General features: G+C 61.4%; 14 protein-coding genes. 10 read left to right on the plus strand and 4 right to left on the minus strand.

The window, feature by feature from the left end; all coding sequences use genetic code 11:
- Window positions 1-5 precede the first annotated feature (5 nt).
- Genes M1247_RS33910 through M1247_RS33945 form a run of 8 tightly spaced genes read left to right on the plus strand, consistent with a single transcriptional unit; the run spans window position 6 to window position 7875 of the window.
- Window positions 6-1034 carry an MCE family protein gene (locus M1247_RS33910; protein WP_317160920.1) on the plus strand — a complete coding sequence of 343 codons (1029 nt, stop codon included), beginning with the start codon at window positions 6-8 and terminating at the stop codon, window positions 1032-1034.
- Window positions 1031-2398: an MCE family protein gene (locus tag M1247_RS33915; RefSeq protein ID WP_317160833.1), complete on the plus strand. Its 1368-nt coding sequence runs from the start codon at window positions 1031-1033 to the stop codon at window positions 2396-2398. The genes M1247_RS33910 and M1247_RS33915 overlap by 4 nt, the downstream gene beginning before the upstream one ends.
- Entirely contained in the window at window positions 2395-3678 is a 1284-nt protein-coding gene (locus M1247_RS33920) for an MCE family protein (RefSeq protein ID WP_317160834.1), read from the plus strand. Before M1247_RS33915 ends, M1247_RS33920 begins: the two co-directional genes overlap by 4 nt.
- Window positions 3675-4808 carry an MCE family protein gene (locus M1247_RS33925; protein ID WP_317160835.1) on the plus strand — a complete coding sequence of 378 codons (1134 nt, stop codon included), beginning with the start codon at window positions 3675-3677 and terminating at the stop codon, window positions 4806-4808. The genes M1247_RS33920 and M1247_RS33925 overlap by 4 nt, the downstream gene beginning before the upstream one ends.
- Window positions 4809-6257, plus strand: a complete 1449-nt coding sequence (locus tag M1247_RS33930; RefSeq protein ID WP_317160836.1) for an MCE family protein — start codon at window positions 4809-4811, stop codon at window positions 6255-6257.
- Between the two features lie 3 nt (window positions 6258-6260).
- Entirely contained in the window at window positions 6261-6800 is a 540-nt protein-coding gene (locus M1247_RS33935; RefSeq protein WP_317160837.1) for an Rv1363c family protein, read from the plus strand.
- On the plus strand, window positions 6797-7387 hold the full coding sequence (locus M1247_RS33940; protein WP_317160838.1) for an Rv1363c family protein: 591 nt from the start codon (window positions 6797-6799) through the stop codon (window positions 7385-7387). The genes M1247_RS33935 and M1247_RS33940 overlap by 4 nt, the downstream gene beginning before the upstream one ends.
- A gap of 23 nt (window positions 7388-7410) precedes the next feature.
- Window positions 7411-7875, plus strand: coding sequence for a CAP domain-containing protein (locus tag M1247_RS33945; protein ID WP_317160839.1), 465 nt, complete (start codon window positions 7411-7413; stop codon window positions 7873-7875).
- Window positions 7876-7954: 79 nt separating this feature from the next.
- On the opposite strand, the gene M1247_RS33950 is transcribed toward M1247_RS33945, so the two are convergent.
- The 3 genes from M1247_RS33950 to M1247_RS33960 all read right to left on the minus strand — a co-directional run bounded on the left by M1247_RS33950 (window position 7955) and on the right by M1247_RS33960 (window position 11088).
- The gene (locus tag M1247_RS33950; RefSeq protein WP_317160840.1) at window positions 7955-9298 is read right to left on the minus strand and encodes a hypothetical protein; all 1344 of its coding nucleotides are present in this window, start codon (window positions 9296-9298) and stop codon (window positions 7955-7957) included.
- Between the two features lie 87 nt (window positions 9299-9385).
- Window positions 9386-9805 (minus strand): YciI family protein, encoded by a 420-nt coding sequence (locus tag M1247_RS33955; RefSeq protein ID WP_317160841.1) that lies wholly within the window; start codon window positions 9803-9805, stop codon window positions 9386-9388.
- Window positions 9806-10032: 227 nt separating this feature from the next.
- Window positions 10033-11088 carry an AraC family transcriptional regulator gene (locus M1247_RS33960; RefSeq protein WP_317160842.1) on the minus strand — a complete coding sequence of 352 codons (1056 nt, stop codon included), beginning with the start codon at window positions 11086-11088 and terminating at the stop codon, window positions 10033-10035.
- A 315-nt stretch (window positions 11089-11403) separates the two neighbouring features.
- Between M1247_RS33960 and M1247_RS33965 the strand changes: the two genes are divergently transcribed.
- Window positions 11404-12762 (plus strand): hypothetical protein, encoded by a 1359-nt coding sequence (locus M1247_RS33965; protein WP_317160843.1) that lies wholly within the window; start codon window positions 11404-11406, stop codon window positions 12760-12762.
- Window positions 12759-13808, plus strand: coding sequence for a hypothetical protein (locus M1247_RS33970; protein ID WP_317160844.1), 1050 nt, complete (start codon window positions 12759-12761; stop codon window positions 13806-13808). Before M1247_RS33965 ends, M1247_RS33970 begins: the two co-directional genes overlap by 4 nt.
- On the opposite strand, the gene pabB is transcribed toward M1247_RS33970, so the two are convergent.
- Window positions 13762-15006: an aminodeoxychorismate synthase component I gene (pabB, locus tag M1247_RS33975; RefSeq protein WP_317160845.1), complete on the minus strand. Its 1245-nt coding sequence runs from the start codon at window positions 15004-15006 to the stop codon at window positions 13762-13764. The genes M1247_RS33970 and pabB overlap by 47 nt on opposite strands.
- Between the last annotated feature and the right edge of the window lie 74 nt (window positions 15007-15080).

Consider the following 15080-nt stretch of genomic DNA (forward strand, 5'->3'; position numbering starts at 1 on the left):
ACGCCTTGCACCGCAGCTTATCTGGAACCATATTACGCCTGACGGTCTTCGTTGTGCTGTGCGCGTTCGGTGCGTTCGCGCTGGTGGCCATATATGGGCAACTGCGATTCAGCAGTGGAAACAGTTACCACGCAGTCTTTTCCAATGTTCGTGGCCTCAAGGACGGGCAATTCGTCAGGATTGCCGGGGTCGAGGTGGGCAAAGTGCAGGGAATCAAGATCCAAGACGACGCGACGGCCCTCGTCACGTTCAGCACGGACGATTCGGTGGTGCTCACCGAGGGGACCGAAGCGACCGTCCGATACGACGACACGATCGGTGGTCGATTTCTCGCCTTGGAAGAGGGCGCGGGTGGTACGCGCAGACTGCCGCCGGGCGGAACGATCCAGTTGGATCGCACGGCTCCAGCATTGGATCTGGATGCACTCATCGGTGGGTTCAAGCCGTTGTTCCGCGCCCTCGACCCGGGGCAGGTGAATGCACTGAGCGGCCAACTGATCGCAGCATTTCAGGGCCAGGGCGCGACGATCGGGTCGGTCCTGGCTCAAACTGCAGCGTTGACAAACACACTCGCCGACCGCGATGAACTCATCGGACAGGTCGTAGTCAACCTCAACACGGTGCTCGGATCTCTCGGAGACAACAGTGAGCAGCTGGGCTCGGCAGTGGATTCCCTCGCCCAACTCATCGATGGCCTCGAGGGGCGCAAACAGGACATCGCGAATTCATTGGCATACGCGAATGAGTCGGCTGCGACAATCGCCGACCTGCTGTCGCAAACCCGGCCGTCGGTCAAGAAGGTCGTGCACGAAACCGACCGCACCGCAGCTCAAGTGCTGCTGGATCACGACTACTTCGACGATTTCCTCAAGACGTTGCCAGACGCCTATCGCGTGGCGAATCGCCAGGCACTCAGCGGTGACTTCTTCAACTTCTACGTGTGCGACATCTTGTTGAAGGTCAACGGACAGGGCGGGCAACCGGTGTACGTGAAGGTCGTCGGCCAGGACTCAGGCAGGTGCACCCCACGATGAAGCCGTTCCGTGAACGCAACCCGATCGTCATCTGCGTGATCGCAGTATCCGCGATCGGCGCCGTCGTCCTCGGCATGCTCAACTACACGCGATTGGCCTCACTGCTCACCGACAACACCTATTCGGCGTACTTTGAAGAGTCGGGAGGCCTGACGACTGGTGCGCCGGTGCAGGTATCGGGTTATGGGGCAGGACATGTCGACAGCATTTCCCTCGACTCCCGCGGTGTGCTGGTGCGGTTCAGCGTCGACGACGACATCCGGCTCGGGGAGGACACCGAGGCGGCCATCAAAACCATCGCTCTGCTGGGCAACAAGGTCCTCGATATCACGCCGCGGGGCAAAGGACATCTCGATCAGACGATTCCGATTGCCCGGACGAAGTCGCCCTACCAGTTGGCCGACGCGATCGGAGATTTGACGGCCACCATCAGCGGACTGGACACCGGCCAACTCTCGGAATCTCTCCAAACACTTTCACAGACACTGCAAGACACTCCTCCGCAACTCAGGATTGCCGTCGCCGGCGTTGCACGGTTCTCCGAAACGTTGAACAAACGCGACACTGAACTCCGCACGCTCCTGGCCAATGCGCGAAAAGCCACCACGGTGCTCGCGGATCGCACCGACCAGATTGTGCAACTGGTGCACGACACCAATGCGCTACTGGAGAGCCTGCGAATTCAGAGTGCCGCTTTGGATGAGGTGTCAGCGCACATCTCGGCACTGTCGCAGCAGATCGGTGCGTTCGTCGATGACAATCAGTCGACACTGAAGCCGGCTCTCGACAAGCTCAACGGCGTCCTGGCCATCCTCGACAACCGCAAAGCGGAGATCCAGACATCGATCAAGGGGCTCAACACATACGCGTTGTCCTTCGGAGAGTCAATATCCTCGGGCCCGTTCTTCAAAGCGTACGTGGCGAATCTCCTTCCAGGACAATTCCTTCAGCCCTTCGTCGATGCGGCGTTCTCCGACCTGGGGCTCGATCCGAGCGTGCTGCTGCCCACGCAGCGCACGGACCCTCCGGTCGGTCAGCCGGGCACGCCCGCGCTGCCCGTGCCTTATCCGCGCACCGGGCAAGGCGGCGAGCCCCGAATGACAATCCCCGACGCGATCACGGGAAACCCCGGTGACCAAGGCTGCGGCCCGCCCGGCGTGCCCCTGCCCGGCCCCACCGGCTGCTATCCCTACCGCGAGCCGCCTCCAGCGCCGCCCCCGGGTGGCCCACCACCGGGGCCACCGGGGCTCCCGCCAGGACAAGAGATGCCGACGCAGCCTCAGCCGTCCCCTGTCTTCATCCCGGCTCCGGGTGAACCCGGCCAGGAGCCGATCGCGCCCGAATCTGTGGAGGCCGGTCAATGACACGTTCCCGCGCAATACGTCTCGTCCTGATTGCGGCACTGGTCATCAGTATCGGAGGCGGCACCCTTGCCCTCGTCCAGTTGGCCCGACTTGCCGACCGGGTGCACGTAATCGCCTACTTCGAAAACAGCAATGGGATATTCGCCGGCGACGACGTGCGAATCAGGGGAGTGAACGTCGGCGAGATCGAACAGATCGAGGCCCAGCCAACTCGGGTCAAGGTCTCGTTCTGGTTCGACAGGCAATATCAGGTGCCGGCCGACACCAAAGTTGTCATCCTCTCGCCGACACTGATCACTGCGCGATCGATCCAGCTGACACCGCCATATCAGGGCGGACCCACCCTGGCCGACAACGCGGTGATCGGCGAGGACCGCACCGCAGTCCCGATGGAGTGGGACGACTTCCGAGCACAGCTCGAAAAGCTGTCCGAAACCCTCCAGCCCACACAGCCGGGCGGCGTCAGCACGCTCGGTTCTCTCATCAACACCACCGCGGACAATTTGCGCGGCCAGGGTGCGCAGATCCGCGACGCCCTGACACGACTCGCGCAAGCGGTGTCGGCGGTCGCCGATCACAGTGACGACACATTCACGTCAGTGAGAAATCTCGCGACTCTGGTTTCCGCCCTCCGGGACAGCGCAGACATCATCCGACAACTCAACGGCAACTTGGCTCAGGTAACCGGGCTATTGGCGAACGATCCGGCAGAGGTTGCAAACGCCATAAAGGATTTCGATGACGTTGCCGACAAAGTCAAGACCTTTGTGGCTGACAACCGGGAAAGCATCGGGACAACCGGCGACAAGTTGACGGCGGTCTCTCAGACGCTCGTCGACAGCCTGGATGACATCGAGCAGACTCTTCACGTACTGCCCAACACGCTGGCCAATGGTGTGAACCTGTACCAGCCGGCACAAGCCAGCCTCACCGGCATCGCGGCGCTGAACAACTTCGCTGATCCGATCACGTTCATGTGCGGCGCAATTCAAGCGGCTTCGCGACTTGGAGCCGAACAATCGGCGAAACTCTGCGTGCAATACCTGGCACCCATCGTCAAGAACCGACAACTCAACTTCCCGCCGATAGGCCTCAACCCCTTCGTCGGCGCGACTGCCCGACCGAACGAGATAACCTACAGCGAGGACCGACTGCGACCGGACTACGCGCCACCGCCACCCGCCGGGACTCCCGCGGGCGACGTGCCGACTGCGACGGTGTCGACGGACCCCGGCAAGGGGCTGCTCGGCATCATGTCGCCGCAAGGGGCACCATCGTGATCGGCATCCGAGGCGCGGTATGCGTCATCGCGGCGGGAGCCATCGCGTCGGTGGTATCGGGATGCGGCTGGCACGGATTGAATTCCCTTCCGCTGCCCGGCACCGCCGGTGGTGGACCCGACACGTTCACGATCCAGGCTCAGATGCCCGATATCACCAATATCCAACAGAATTCGCGTGTGCGCGTGGGCGACGTCACCGTCGGAACGATCACCAAGATCGAACGCCAGGACTGGCACGCGCTGGTGACGATGAAACTGGGCGGCGATGTGAACCTGCCCGAGAACGCGACCGCCACACTCGGTCAGACCAGCCTGTTGGGATCCCTTCATGTCGAGCTCGCGCCACCGACGAATGCACCGCCGAAAGGAAGGCTCCACAACGGATCGCTGATTCCACTGTCGTCGGGTCTGACCTACCCTTCGACGGAACAGACGCTCGCGGCGGTGTCGATGCTGCTCAACGGTGGTGGATTGGGGCAGGTCCAGGGCATCACCAAAGCGTTGTCCACGGCATTCGATGGTCGTGAGGACGAGTTTCGAAGCATGATGGAACAACTCGATGTGTTCATCGGCCACGTCCATGACCAGACCGATGAGATCATCGCGGCCACCGACAGCCTGAACAAACTGGTCAAGCAGTTCGCCGATCAGAAGCCCGTAGTGGACAAGGCCTTTGACACCGTTCCCCGTGCACTCGCGGTGCTCGACGACCACCGAGATCAGCTCATCTCCGCGGTAGACCAACTGGGTAAGTTCAGTGCGCTGGCGGCGGACTCGGTCAACAAGACCAAGGACGCCCTGGTTACCGAGCTCGAGCAGCTTGGCCCGGTGCTGGAATCGTTGGCGAATTCGGGTCGAGCCTTGACCCGCGCCGGCAGCTTCTTCGCTGTCTATCCGTTCCCCAAGGACACGATGGCGGACTGGATCAAGGGCGACTACGGCAACGTCAGCCTGATTCTCGACATGACGCTGAGCCGGATCGATTCTGGATTCTTCGTTGGTACCAGATTCGAGGGCGACCTCACCGAACTGGAAATGCAATGGGGACGAACCATCGGCGTGACCCCGAGCCCGTACACGGCAGGCAACCCGTTGCTGGCTCCCTACCGCCTCGACCAAGGGCCGTAAATGAATCTTACTCGTCGAGTTCGCCTGCAGCTGGCACTTTTCGGTGTGATCACACTTGTCGCCGGTGCCTTCATGACCATCAAGTTTCTTGACGTACCCAACCTGCTGTGGGGAGGGGGGCACTACCGCGTGAAGGTCGAACTACCGAACTCGGGTGGGTTGTACGTCAATGCCAACGTCACCTATCGAGGCGTGCAAGTGGGAAGAGTCCAGCAAGTTGAACTGACGGATGCCGGTGTTGCAGCGAGGTTGTCCATCGACTCGGACTTCGTGATACCCGCGAATCTCGAAGCCCAGGTGCACAGCCAGTCGGCACTCGGCGAGCAGTTCATCGCGCTGGTACCGCGCGACGGCACCGGACCGGTGTTGAAAGACGGCGACATCATCGCAGCCGGCAACACAAGCATCCCCCCAGACATCAACAAGTTGCTCACCGCGACGAATAACGGGCTCCAAGCCATCCCCAATGACAACCTCAGAACCGCGATCGACGAGTCGTACACAGCAGTAGGCGGTCTCGGGCCAGAACTGTCGCGCCTTGTCAAGGGGACGACCGAGCTGACCGCCAAAGCGCACCAGGATCTGGACGCGCTGACTGCGGTGATCGACGACTCGAAGCCGTTGCTCGATGCCCAGGTCGACACGTCGGATTCGATTCAGGCCTGGGCCGCCAACCTTGCCCAGATTGCGGGTGAGATACGCGAGCAGGACGGTGCGGTCTCTGGGCTGTTGGACAAGGGTCCCGCCGCCTTCGACGAAGCCCGGGCACTCTTTGAGCGGCTGAAGCCGACACTGCCCATACTTACGGCGAATCTCGCCAGCGTGGCCGATGTGGCCGTGGTCTATCAGCCGAACATCGAACAGATACTGGTTCTCGCTCCGCAGGTCGTTGCGATGACTCAGGCTGCGGAACTCCCTAATCGCCACACGCGATATCCGGGCGTGAATCTGTCGTTCAACACGAATGTGAACTTGCCTCCGGTCTGCTCTACGGGATTTCTTCCGCCCAATCAGGCGCGAAGTCCGGCAGCCCTGGACTTTCCGGCCAGGCCGGAGGGGGACCTGTACTGCCGGGTTCCTCAGGATTCCCCGTTCAATGTCCGCGGTGCCCGGAACATCCCATGCGAGACGAGGCCCGGTAAGCGAGCTGCCACCGTCAAGGAATGCGAGAGCGATCACGACTACGTTCCGCTCAACGATGGATACAACTGGAAGGGAGATCCGAACGCGACCTTGTCCGGACAACCCGTTCCGGAACTCGCCCCGGGCAGTCACCCACCGCCGGCACCGGCAGCTGCGGATCCAGCGCCGGTCGCCGCGGCAACGTATGACCCCGCCACCGGCAGGTACATCGGATCAGACGGTCAGCAGTACACGCAGGCCGATCTCGCGCAGGGCTCACCAGAGAACCGGACTTGGCAGGACATGCTGCTGCCGAAAGGAAGATGACTCATGTCGGATGCCACGGGGGAACTCGCTGCCGACGCCGACGCCGATGGCGACCGTCCACGGCCCAGGTACCGCCTCGCGCTCGTCGTTGGATTGACGATCATGCTGACCGTGGGGAGCCTCGGCGGCTGGTTGGGATGGCAAGTACGCGGTATCCATAACGGGGCCGTGCACGATGCGGCGTTCCTGCAAGCTGCTCGACAGGGCGCACTGAACCTCACGACGATCGACTGGCGCCGCGCGGAATCAGATGTCGACCGCATCGTGACGTCAGCGACGGGGACCTTCTTCGACGATTTCTCCAAACGCTCCGCGTCTTTCATCGAGGTGGTGAAGCAGGCGCAGTCGATCTCGAAGGGAACGGTTGTCTCCTCCGGTATCCAGTCCGAGGCCGGTGATGAGGCGAAGGTACTGGTCGCCGTGAACGTCGACGTATCGAACGCGAGCAGCACCGACCAGCAATCCAGATCGTGGCGAATGCGGATGACAGTTCGCAGAGTAGGAGATGACGTCAAGGTGGCGAACGTGGAGTTTGTACCGTGACCGGAACCGATCTGATCGTTGCCGACGGTAGCCCGGACGAGGCGGTCATGCCAGACGGCGACACGGAGAGCGCGCGAGCCGAGGCCCAGCAGCGACCGTCGCCCAGCAGATTCCTTCGGGTGCTCAGCCTGTGGCTCATTCCAGTCGCCACAATGATCCTCGCGCTTGGGGCCGGCTATCTCAAATACGAGGTCGGCGTGGCGAACCGTACCGACCGTGCGGCCGCGGAGTCCGTGCAAGCTGCGAAGGACGGTACCGTCGCCATCTTGTCCTATACTCCGGAAACTGCGGAGGCCACCCTCGGGGCAGCGCGGGACCGCCTCACGGGGACGTTCCGGGACTCCTATTCGTCGTTGACTCACGACGTCGTGATTCCCGGCGCCAAACAGCGCTCGATCTCGGCGACCGCGACCGTCGCCGATGCGGCCGTGGTGTCGGCTTCTGTAAATCATGCTCTGGTACTGGTTTTCGTCAATCAAGCCATCACGATGGGCACCGACCCGCCATCGAGTTCGAACTCGGTCGTCGAGGTCAGCCTCGACCGATCTGGTGACCGGTGGCTGATCTCCGGGTTCGATCCCAAGTGAAGAGGACATGCGTCGGGCCAGCGGTGGTCACAGCGCTCATTCTCGCTGCGCACGGCGTGATCGCTGCTCCCGTCGCTCGAGCGGACGACAAGCGCCTGAACTCCGCCGTGGTACAGGATGTTCGGATCATTCAAGGTACCGCCGGGTGCACTGACACCATCAAGGTCAATCCGAAACTGCAGCTGGCCGCGCAGTGGCACACCCTCGACGTTCTCAACGACCGGTCACTGGAGGGAGACGTCGGATCAGATGGTTCGACAGTGCAAAGCCGTGCCGCGGCAGCGGGTTACCTGGGCGACGTCGACGAGACCGCGGCGATCAACCCCGCCCTGTCGATCAGCGGTATCGAACTGATCAATCAGTGGTACCACAACCCGGCTTATCTTGCGATCATGCAGAACTGTGACTTCACCCAGATTGGGGTCTGGACCGAGCACCGGATCGACCGAACAGTCGTCGTCGCCGTCTACGGGACAGCGGGGTCATGATGACGTACTTCGACGCCGCTGGCGGGGTGGCTGCATCAGCCTCCCCGCCAACGGCAGTGTCCTTCAGATTCGCAAGTAGTCAGCGGAAGGCGTTGGCGTCGACCGTCACCCGGACCTCGCATGGTGAGTGCTTCTCGACACTCGGGTTGTCTCCGGAATTACCCCAGACGAGGGTCAGTTCGGTCCCGTTCACAGCATGTTGTTCGTCCACCAGTCCGATGGACACAAACTTTCTGGCGGTAGCCAGGTAACCGGAGTACTCGCTGCGGCCGACCACGGTATCACCAGCCATCACCTTGTCGACCTGATAGATGGTGTAGGTCGACAGCGGCAGGTTCATGTACTTCGCTCGTGTCGAGTCATCGGCGAAAAGGCTGCGCCCCATCAACCTCAGCGCATCATCATTGTTCCATTCCAGGCGAACTTTCCGCAGTTTCGGCTCATTGACCGAGCGTTCCAGCGCTTCGCGACCAATGAAGTCGTGGGTGAATTTGACGGTCCGGCCTACTCCCAGATCCCATGGGGTGTAGTAGTAATCGTCGATGTCGTCGGACAGGAAGCTGCCACCGAGGCTGGCGTGACCCTCGAGCGTTTCCGCTGACAGATGTTGCCGGTAGGCCTTCATGCCATCCCCCGAATAGATCGCAGGAACGGGAATCGACACCCAGCCCGATTCAAGACACGTCGTGGGATATGCGATCGAGCCGCCCTCGCGCAGATCGAATTCCCGTCCGGCTTCAATGATTGCGCTGTGGACGACGCCGTGCTGGGCGAAATCACCGGTGATCTCCAAACCGGTGTGCTCGTGTCCGGGTACGCCCGCCATGGTGTGGTTCAGGGCGCGCACGGGTACGCCAGCGATCTCGAACTCGCCGATGTTGAAGAACTTTATGTCCGGCATCGTCCCGCCTGCTGCCCGCCGGATGGCATCGAGCGCCTTCGGCCCCTGCAGTTGGAAACGGAAGAGCTTGCGGTCCTGCGGATTGATTTCCGTCCGAGGGTCAAGAGTGATTTCGACATCGTAGTCGCCCAATTGGGCGTTGTATTCAAGCCAGTTGGCCAGGATCGGGCCGCCCACGATGCTGTACCGGTTCTCGGTGAAGCCAAAGCAGATTGAATCGCCGATGTACTTGCCGTCCGGCGTGACGGCGATCACCTGGTTGGCCTTGTTCTTGCCGAATCGGGAGAAATCATTGACCGCCACATCCGAGAACAAGCGTTTGACGTCGCTTCCCTCGAAGTAACGATCGTCCATGTGGAAGGACTGATCGAAGAAGACGACGCTGTCGGCCCACGCCTGTTGTTCATCCCGCCAGTTGGTGAATTGTGGACGGAACGGAAATACCCAGTGGCCCAGCGGAGAAGACCGAAGCATCTTCACGGCGCTTCCGTACTGCTGAATCCTGTCTTCCAATGTCTGCATGTACTTTCAACCTTTCATCAAATGTAGTGGTGGGTTTTTCGTGGAACATCGTGATCGTGCGTCAACACCAGAGATTTGCTCCGGCAGTCAGCTGATTCGTGGCTTGATGTCTGCCGAGAAATAGACCTGCACCGAGCAGGTCCCTTCGTTCAGCATCCACTCGCGCACGGTGAACTCGCGAGCCCCATTGCGGTGCATGGGGTCTGCTTGTGCGATCTCGCGAGCCTGGTCGATGGACTCGGCGCGATACATGAAGAGTCCTTCGCCGAGCCATTCGGATGAGTCATCGTTGGCCAATGGACCAGCGGCGAACATCACTCCGTCTCGCTCGAGCTGCGTCTGGTATGCGACGTGCGGTTCCAGCAGATCGAGGATCGGACCGAGACCAGCTACGGGTTTGGACGAAATGACATAGAGCTTCAACGCCAACAGACCCATTTCTTGTCCGGTGCGGCGTAGTTGCTCCCAGGGCATTCTTGCGTCACTCATCGGGTTCTCAGCGCTCATATTCTTGTTCGATTCTCCTCGTCAATAGCAACCGGCGTCGGTGGTTGATCTCGACAATCGATTTCGACTCGGTGCTGTCGGAAACCGTTGCTGGATAATGGACGCGCGCCACTCAAGCTACTGCGACCGTGCCTCGACGCTGATCCAGAATTCGCACCGGCCTGTGCACTTTTCGAGGGCAGCCCTGCCGGAAGATGACGCGCTCGCGCCGTGCGGCAGGTAAGACCTCAGTTTGCGCGGAGGACCTCTGAGGGTGACATCCCGAATTGTTCGCGGAAAGCCGCCGCGAATCGGCCCATGTGAAAGAACCCCCACCGTGCGGCAACTTTGCCGACCGTCACACCTGAGGCGCCATCCAGCGCCGCGAGCTCCGCGTGGGCCTTGGAGAGTCGGCTTCTGCGTAGGTATTGCAGTGGTGTGCAATCCAACTCAGCCCGGAAGCCGGCTTCCAGCGTCCGTAGGCTCACTCCGGCCAGCTTCGCCAAGTCGCCGACGGCGTACTCGGGTTCGCGCTCATTGGCGATGTGATCGACTACGGTTTTGACAGCGCGCCGAGATATCGGCGGTGTCGATTCGTTCAGCGCCGCTGAATAGTTGTGTGGCAGCGCGAGAAGCAGCGTGTCGAGTGCATTGCCCGCGAGACGCAGAGCCACCCTGCTCGGTCCCGATCCTGCACCAGTTGCCGCCGATTGAGCGAGCAATTGCATTGTGCCGACCAGAATCTGGTGTACCGGACCCGACGACACCAGGGGATCGAACCGAAGCGGGCTGCGTACTCGCGTCTCGGGCGCGAGCATTACGAGCCGCTCGGTCAGCGGCTCCAGTTCGGCGCGAAGCGCGATAACGGCGGCTTGACGGTCCCACCTCATGTGGACGGGATCGCCTTCGGACAATACGACGGTGGAGGTGCCGGAGGGCGCGTAGAAGTCCTGGCGCTGATGACGTCCATCGAGCCGTCCACGGCACGGAATCATCACGCACATGTAATTGCTCTGCGCGGGACGGTCGATCGTGACATCGGCACCGAACTGAACCATGTAAATGCTGACCGCACCGTACGGCCCGATACGGAACACGGCCTCCATGTCGCTCCTCGGGTCCTGCAGGGTGAGCCGGTGGGGCGACAGGACGCGCGTGGCTTTTTCCTGGGCCGAGTCACGATCCCGAGCGATGAACGTGTCGAAGCCGGCCACCGTCTGCCTCGAAAGCACTTCGCGGCCGCCGATGGAGACAGCATTCAGCGATTCGCTCAGTGGTTCGTCAGGTGCTTCGGCGGACTGCACGGGTCTGTTACCTCATTTGTTGCGACGGTGGCCGGGGCGGCCGTGGCAACCCCCTATCGCGCAGTTTATGCCCGCGCAAGCGGGTGCTGGGGTGAGTCGTCAAAGTGGCGATTATCGGCCAGAAATCCTCGAGAATCGGACAATCGGCAGCCCCGTGCCCGCCATACATCAGCAGGTCGGCGAGATGCGGACGCCGCGTTGCGCAAATCGGATCGCTCACGCGATCCGGCGACAGTTAGCGTCGGGTTTCGGGTCGACCAAGAGAACATCGCCGCCGGCGGTCGACACCATCAATCGTGGAGAGGTGCTACTCGGATGTCCCTGAATCTCGAAGCAGTTCTACAGCGGGCGGGTGATCCGGCCGAAATGCTTCGAAACGGCCCGATATGTTATCCGTCCTTCGCGTTTCCGGAGCAGTTCACCAACTGGCGTGACGAGCAGCGGGCCTGGAAAGAAACCGTGACGCTCTTCGACCAGTCACACCACATGTGGGACACCACGTTCCGAGGCCCCGATACCTACAAGCTGCTGTCGGATACCGGAATCAACAGCTTCGCCCGATTCGGCAAAGGCAAGGCCAAGCAGTTCGTCGCCGTGAATCCAGACGGATACGTCATCGCGGATGCCATTCTGTTCGCACATGGCGACGACCGGGCCAGCCTCGTCGGGACGCCCTGCGCGGCGAACTGGGTGCGGTTCCAAGCCGAACAAGGCAAGTACGACGTCGAGATATCCGAGGATCCCTCGGCACCGATGGGCGAGGGCACCCGGCGGTTCTTCCGCTATCAGCTCAACGGTCCGCTTACCCAAAAGGTCCTCGAAAAGGCCGTCAATGGACCGCTGGATCGGATCAAATTCTTCAATATCGGGTCTTTCGAAATCGCGGGTTGCCGCGTGCACGCGCTCAACCACACCATGGCAGGAGTGCCGGGTCAGGAAATGACGGGCCTCGAGCTGTGGGGTCCTGTCGAGGACGCCGGTCGCGTACTCGGGGCGCTCCTCACGGCAGGCGAGGAGTTCGGAATGCGTCAGGGAGGTGCTGCGGCCTACCCCAGCACGTGTCTGGAGTCAGGGTGGATCGCGCTACCCGTGCCGGCGATCTATTCCGGTGACGTGATGAAACCGTACCGAGAATGGCTGGCGGCGCCAGGATTTGAGACGCTGGCGACAATTGGCGGCAGCTACGTCCCCGATTCGATCGACGGCTACTACGTGACTCCGTGGGATCTCGGGTATGGACACCTGATCAAGTTCGACCACGATTTCATCGGTCGGTCAGCCCTGGAACGCATGGCGGATCTACCCCACAAGCGCAAGGTGTGGTTGAGCTTCAACGACAAAGACATTGCGGCCGTCATCTCCAGCAATCTGCGGGGAGACGAGGAGCGCGCTCAATGGATGAGCTTCCCGAACTCGAATTACAGTGTTTTCCAGTATGACGCGGTATACGACGACACCCGCCCGGTCGGATTCGCCAACTGGATTGGCTACACCGTGAACATCGGCAAGCCCAGTGGGATCGGCATGGTCGACGAAGCCGATGCAGTCGACGGCAAGGAGCTCACCCTTATCTGGGGTGAGCCAAACGGCGGCACCACGAAGTCCTATGTGGATCAGGGACACGTGCAGAAGGAAATTCGCTGCACGGTCAGTACGACTCCGCTGGGACAATGACCGTGCATCGAAAGAGCCTCCTAGTTGGCAGCATTCCGGCCGCGGACACCGACGATGCGGTGCGGTGTGCCATGGACGAGATGGGATCGTTGCTGATCGCCGTACCCGACGGTGAGACCGGTGAGCGTAAGGCGTGGGTGGGAGCGATCATCGATCGGCTCAGCTCCAATCCGGCTTTCCAGCTGAAGAAGGCGGGACGATGGACGGGATACGACGACGTGCCCGAATACCGGGTTCGACGGCGAATGCGCGTTGACCCGGACTCGCTGGCGCTCGGCTACTACGACGCCTTTCAACTCAGCCGGCCGGTGATCGAAGCAGCTGCGTCAACACGAGACCTTGTTGGACTGCCCCTCCAAGTCGGTGTGGTTTCAGCGTTCGACCTGACCCTGTTCTCACAAGGGTGGACGGGGGCGCTGCGCCATCGGGGGCCTTTCAATGTGGCGACTGCACGTGAAATCGCAGCCATCAGATCAGAACGGGCCGGCGATGTGATATTCCAGATCGAGATTCCGGCGGAGCTGGTCGCGGTGGCCCGATCTCCGCGGCTGATCCGGCCGGCAGTGGCTCGATGGATGGGTCGAATGGCTGTCGAATTGACGCGTTCAGTGTCACCGGGTACGCGCTTCGGCATACATCTGTGTTACGGGGATCTGGGCAATCACTCGTTCATCACGGGACTACGGGATTGCGCGGCGGCGGTGGCACTCACGAACGCCATTGTCGCTAGTTGGCCGTCGACTGTTTCGCTCGAATATGTGCACCTGCCGCTCGCCGCGGGTGATGAACCGCCGTCGCTGGATGCCACCTATTACGCGCCTTTGAGCGATCTCCGGTTACCTCCGCTGACCCGTCTCGTTGCCGGTTTCGTCCACGAAGGGTTGTCCGAAGACCAACTGCGCGACGTTCTGATCTTGGTCGAGTCGGCACGACACGGTCGGGTCGACATCGCGGCCGCCTGTGGCTTGGGACGACGGGAGCCAAACGTCGCCCGCACGATCATGAAGCGGACCCGGATTCTCTGTGAGGCACCGCGACCGGCATAACGGCCGGTTCATTGCGCTCCCGCGGCGACGGCAGTATCGCGCACTTCGCCATGAGTTCGCTGAACTCCTCCTGGAGAGTGCTGCCCCAGGTAAGACCGCTCCCGACGCCGTACTCGCACCGCCCCGATTCGCGGTGGATGTGCGCTGTGCGTATCGCGACGTTGAACTGCGCCCGAATCTCGCTTCCGGCCGGCGCCACAGTGCCGATGCACCCGCAATATATTCCTCGCCGACGCCCCTCGAGACGTCGGATAAGTTCCATCGTCGCAATTTTGGGTGCGCCAGTGACGGATCCACACGGAAACAACGCGCGCATGATGTCGACAAATCCACATCCTGGCCTGAGCCGGGCCGTGACATCCGAAGTCAATTGCCAGACAGTGCGATAGCGTTCTGCTGTCAATAAAGCGGGTACTTTTACGGATCCAGGGACGGCGATCCGGCTCAGATCATTGCGTAGCAGGTCGACGACGATGACATTCTCGGCGCGTTCCTTCTCACTTGCGAGTAATCGACTGAGCTGGCGCTGATCCTGTTCCACGGTTGCACCGCGGCGCGCGGTTCCCTTCATCGGCCGAGTGTGGACTTGATCGCCGGCCCATTGGAAGAACAGCTCGGGGCTCGCGCTGGCGATGACATCGGAACCAAGATCGATGTAGGCCGAATACCGTGCCTGCTGAGCATGCGACAGATCGGCATAGAACGAGAGGGTGTCGCCTCGGATGGCCGATGTCGCGCGCGAGGTGAGATTGCACTGATACGTGTCCCCGGCGGCGATGGCCGCTCTGACTTCGCTGAACGCTCCCGCATATTGCTCGGTTTCACGGATCTGCCACCGATCGGCCCAGTAACCGTCTGCATCTGCACGTTGCACGATGCCATCCATACGCGGAGCCCGGTCGGAGATACCGAACCACACCAATGGCAAGCGATCTGCCACGGAATCTGATGAACAGCGGGCCTCCGTCACCGAAAGGTCGGGGTCGAGACCCGCGGCCGCTTCGTAGCTCACGAAGCCGACGGCCCATCGCCCGCTCGCACTGGCCTGTTCGACCTCGGTCAAGCAATCGATGACCTCGTCGGGGCGGCCGGTACAGATCTGCTCTTCGAAATACGGGTATATCGCAGCCGTTCCCGACGAGAAGTCATCGAGACGTGCCCACGGCAGGGCTCCTACAGATCGATCGTCACGGGTCACCGGGCCCACCTTCATCGTCACATCACGCTATGTCGGTTGCTGCCGTATGGCTATCCGAGAATGGCGAAGCGCCA

The sequence above is a fragment of the Mycobacterium appelbergii genome (assembly GCF_032883035.1).
Lineage (GTDB): Bacteria > Actinomycetota > Actinomycetes > Mycobacteriales > Mycobacteriaceae > Mycobacterium > Mycobacterium appelbergii.

Bases quoted from the DNA above. Each gene is read 5' to 3' on its own strand.
- M1247_RS33935 (WP_317160837.1), top strand. From the start codon at position 6,261: ATGTCGGATGCCACGGGGGAACTCGCTGCCGACGCCGACGCCGATGGC.
- M1247_RS33930 (WP_317160836.1), top strand. From the start codon at position 4,809: ATGAATCTTACTCGTCGAGTTCGCCTGCAGCTGGCACTTTTCGGTGTG.
- M1247_RS33915 (WP_317160833.1), top strand. From the start codon at position 1,031: ATGAAGCCGTTCCGTGAACGCAACCCGATCGTCATCTGCGTGATCGCA.
- M1247_RS33970 (WP_317160844.1), top strand. From the start codon at position 12,759: ATGACCGTGCATCGAAAGAGCCTCCTAGTTGGCAGCATTCCGGCCGCG.
- M1247_RS33955 (WP_317160841.1), bottom strand. From the start codon at position 9,805: ATGAGCGCTGAGAACCCGATGAGTGACGCAAGAATGCCCTGGGAGCAA.
- M1247_RS33965 (WP_317160843.1), top strand. From the start codon at position 11,404: ATGTCCCTGAATCTCGAAGCAGTTCTACAGCGGGCGGGTGATCCGGCC.
- M1247_RS33920 (WP_317160834.1), top strand. From the start codon at position 2,395: ATGACACGTTCCCGCGCAATACGTCTCGTCCTGATTGCGGCACTGGTC.
- M1247_RS33950 (WP_317160840.1), bottom strand. From the start codon at position 9,298: ATGCAGACATTGGAAGACAGGATTCAGCAGTACGGAAGCGCCGTGAAG.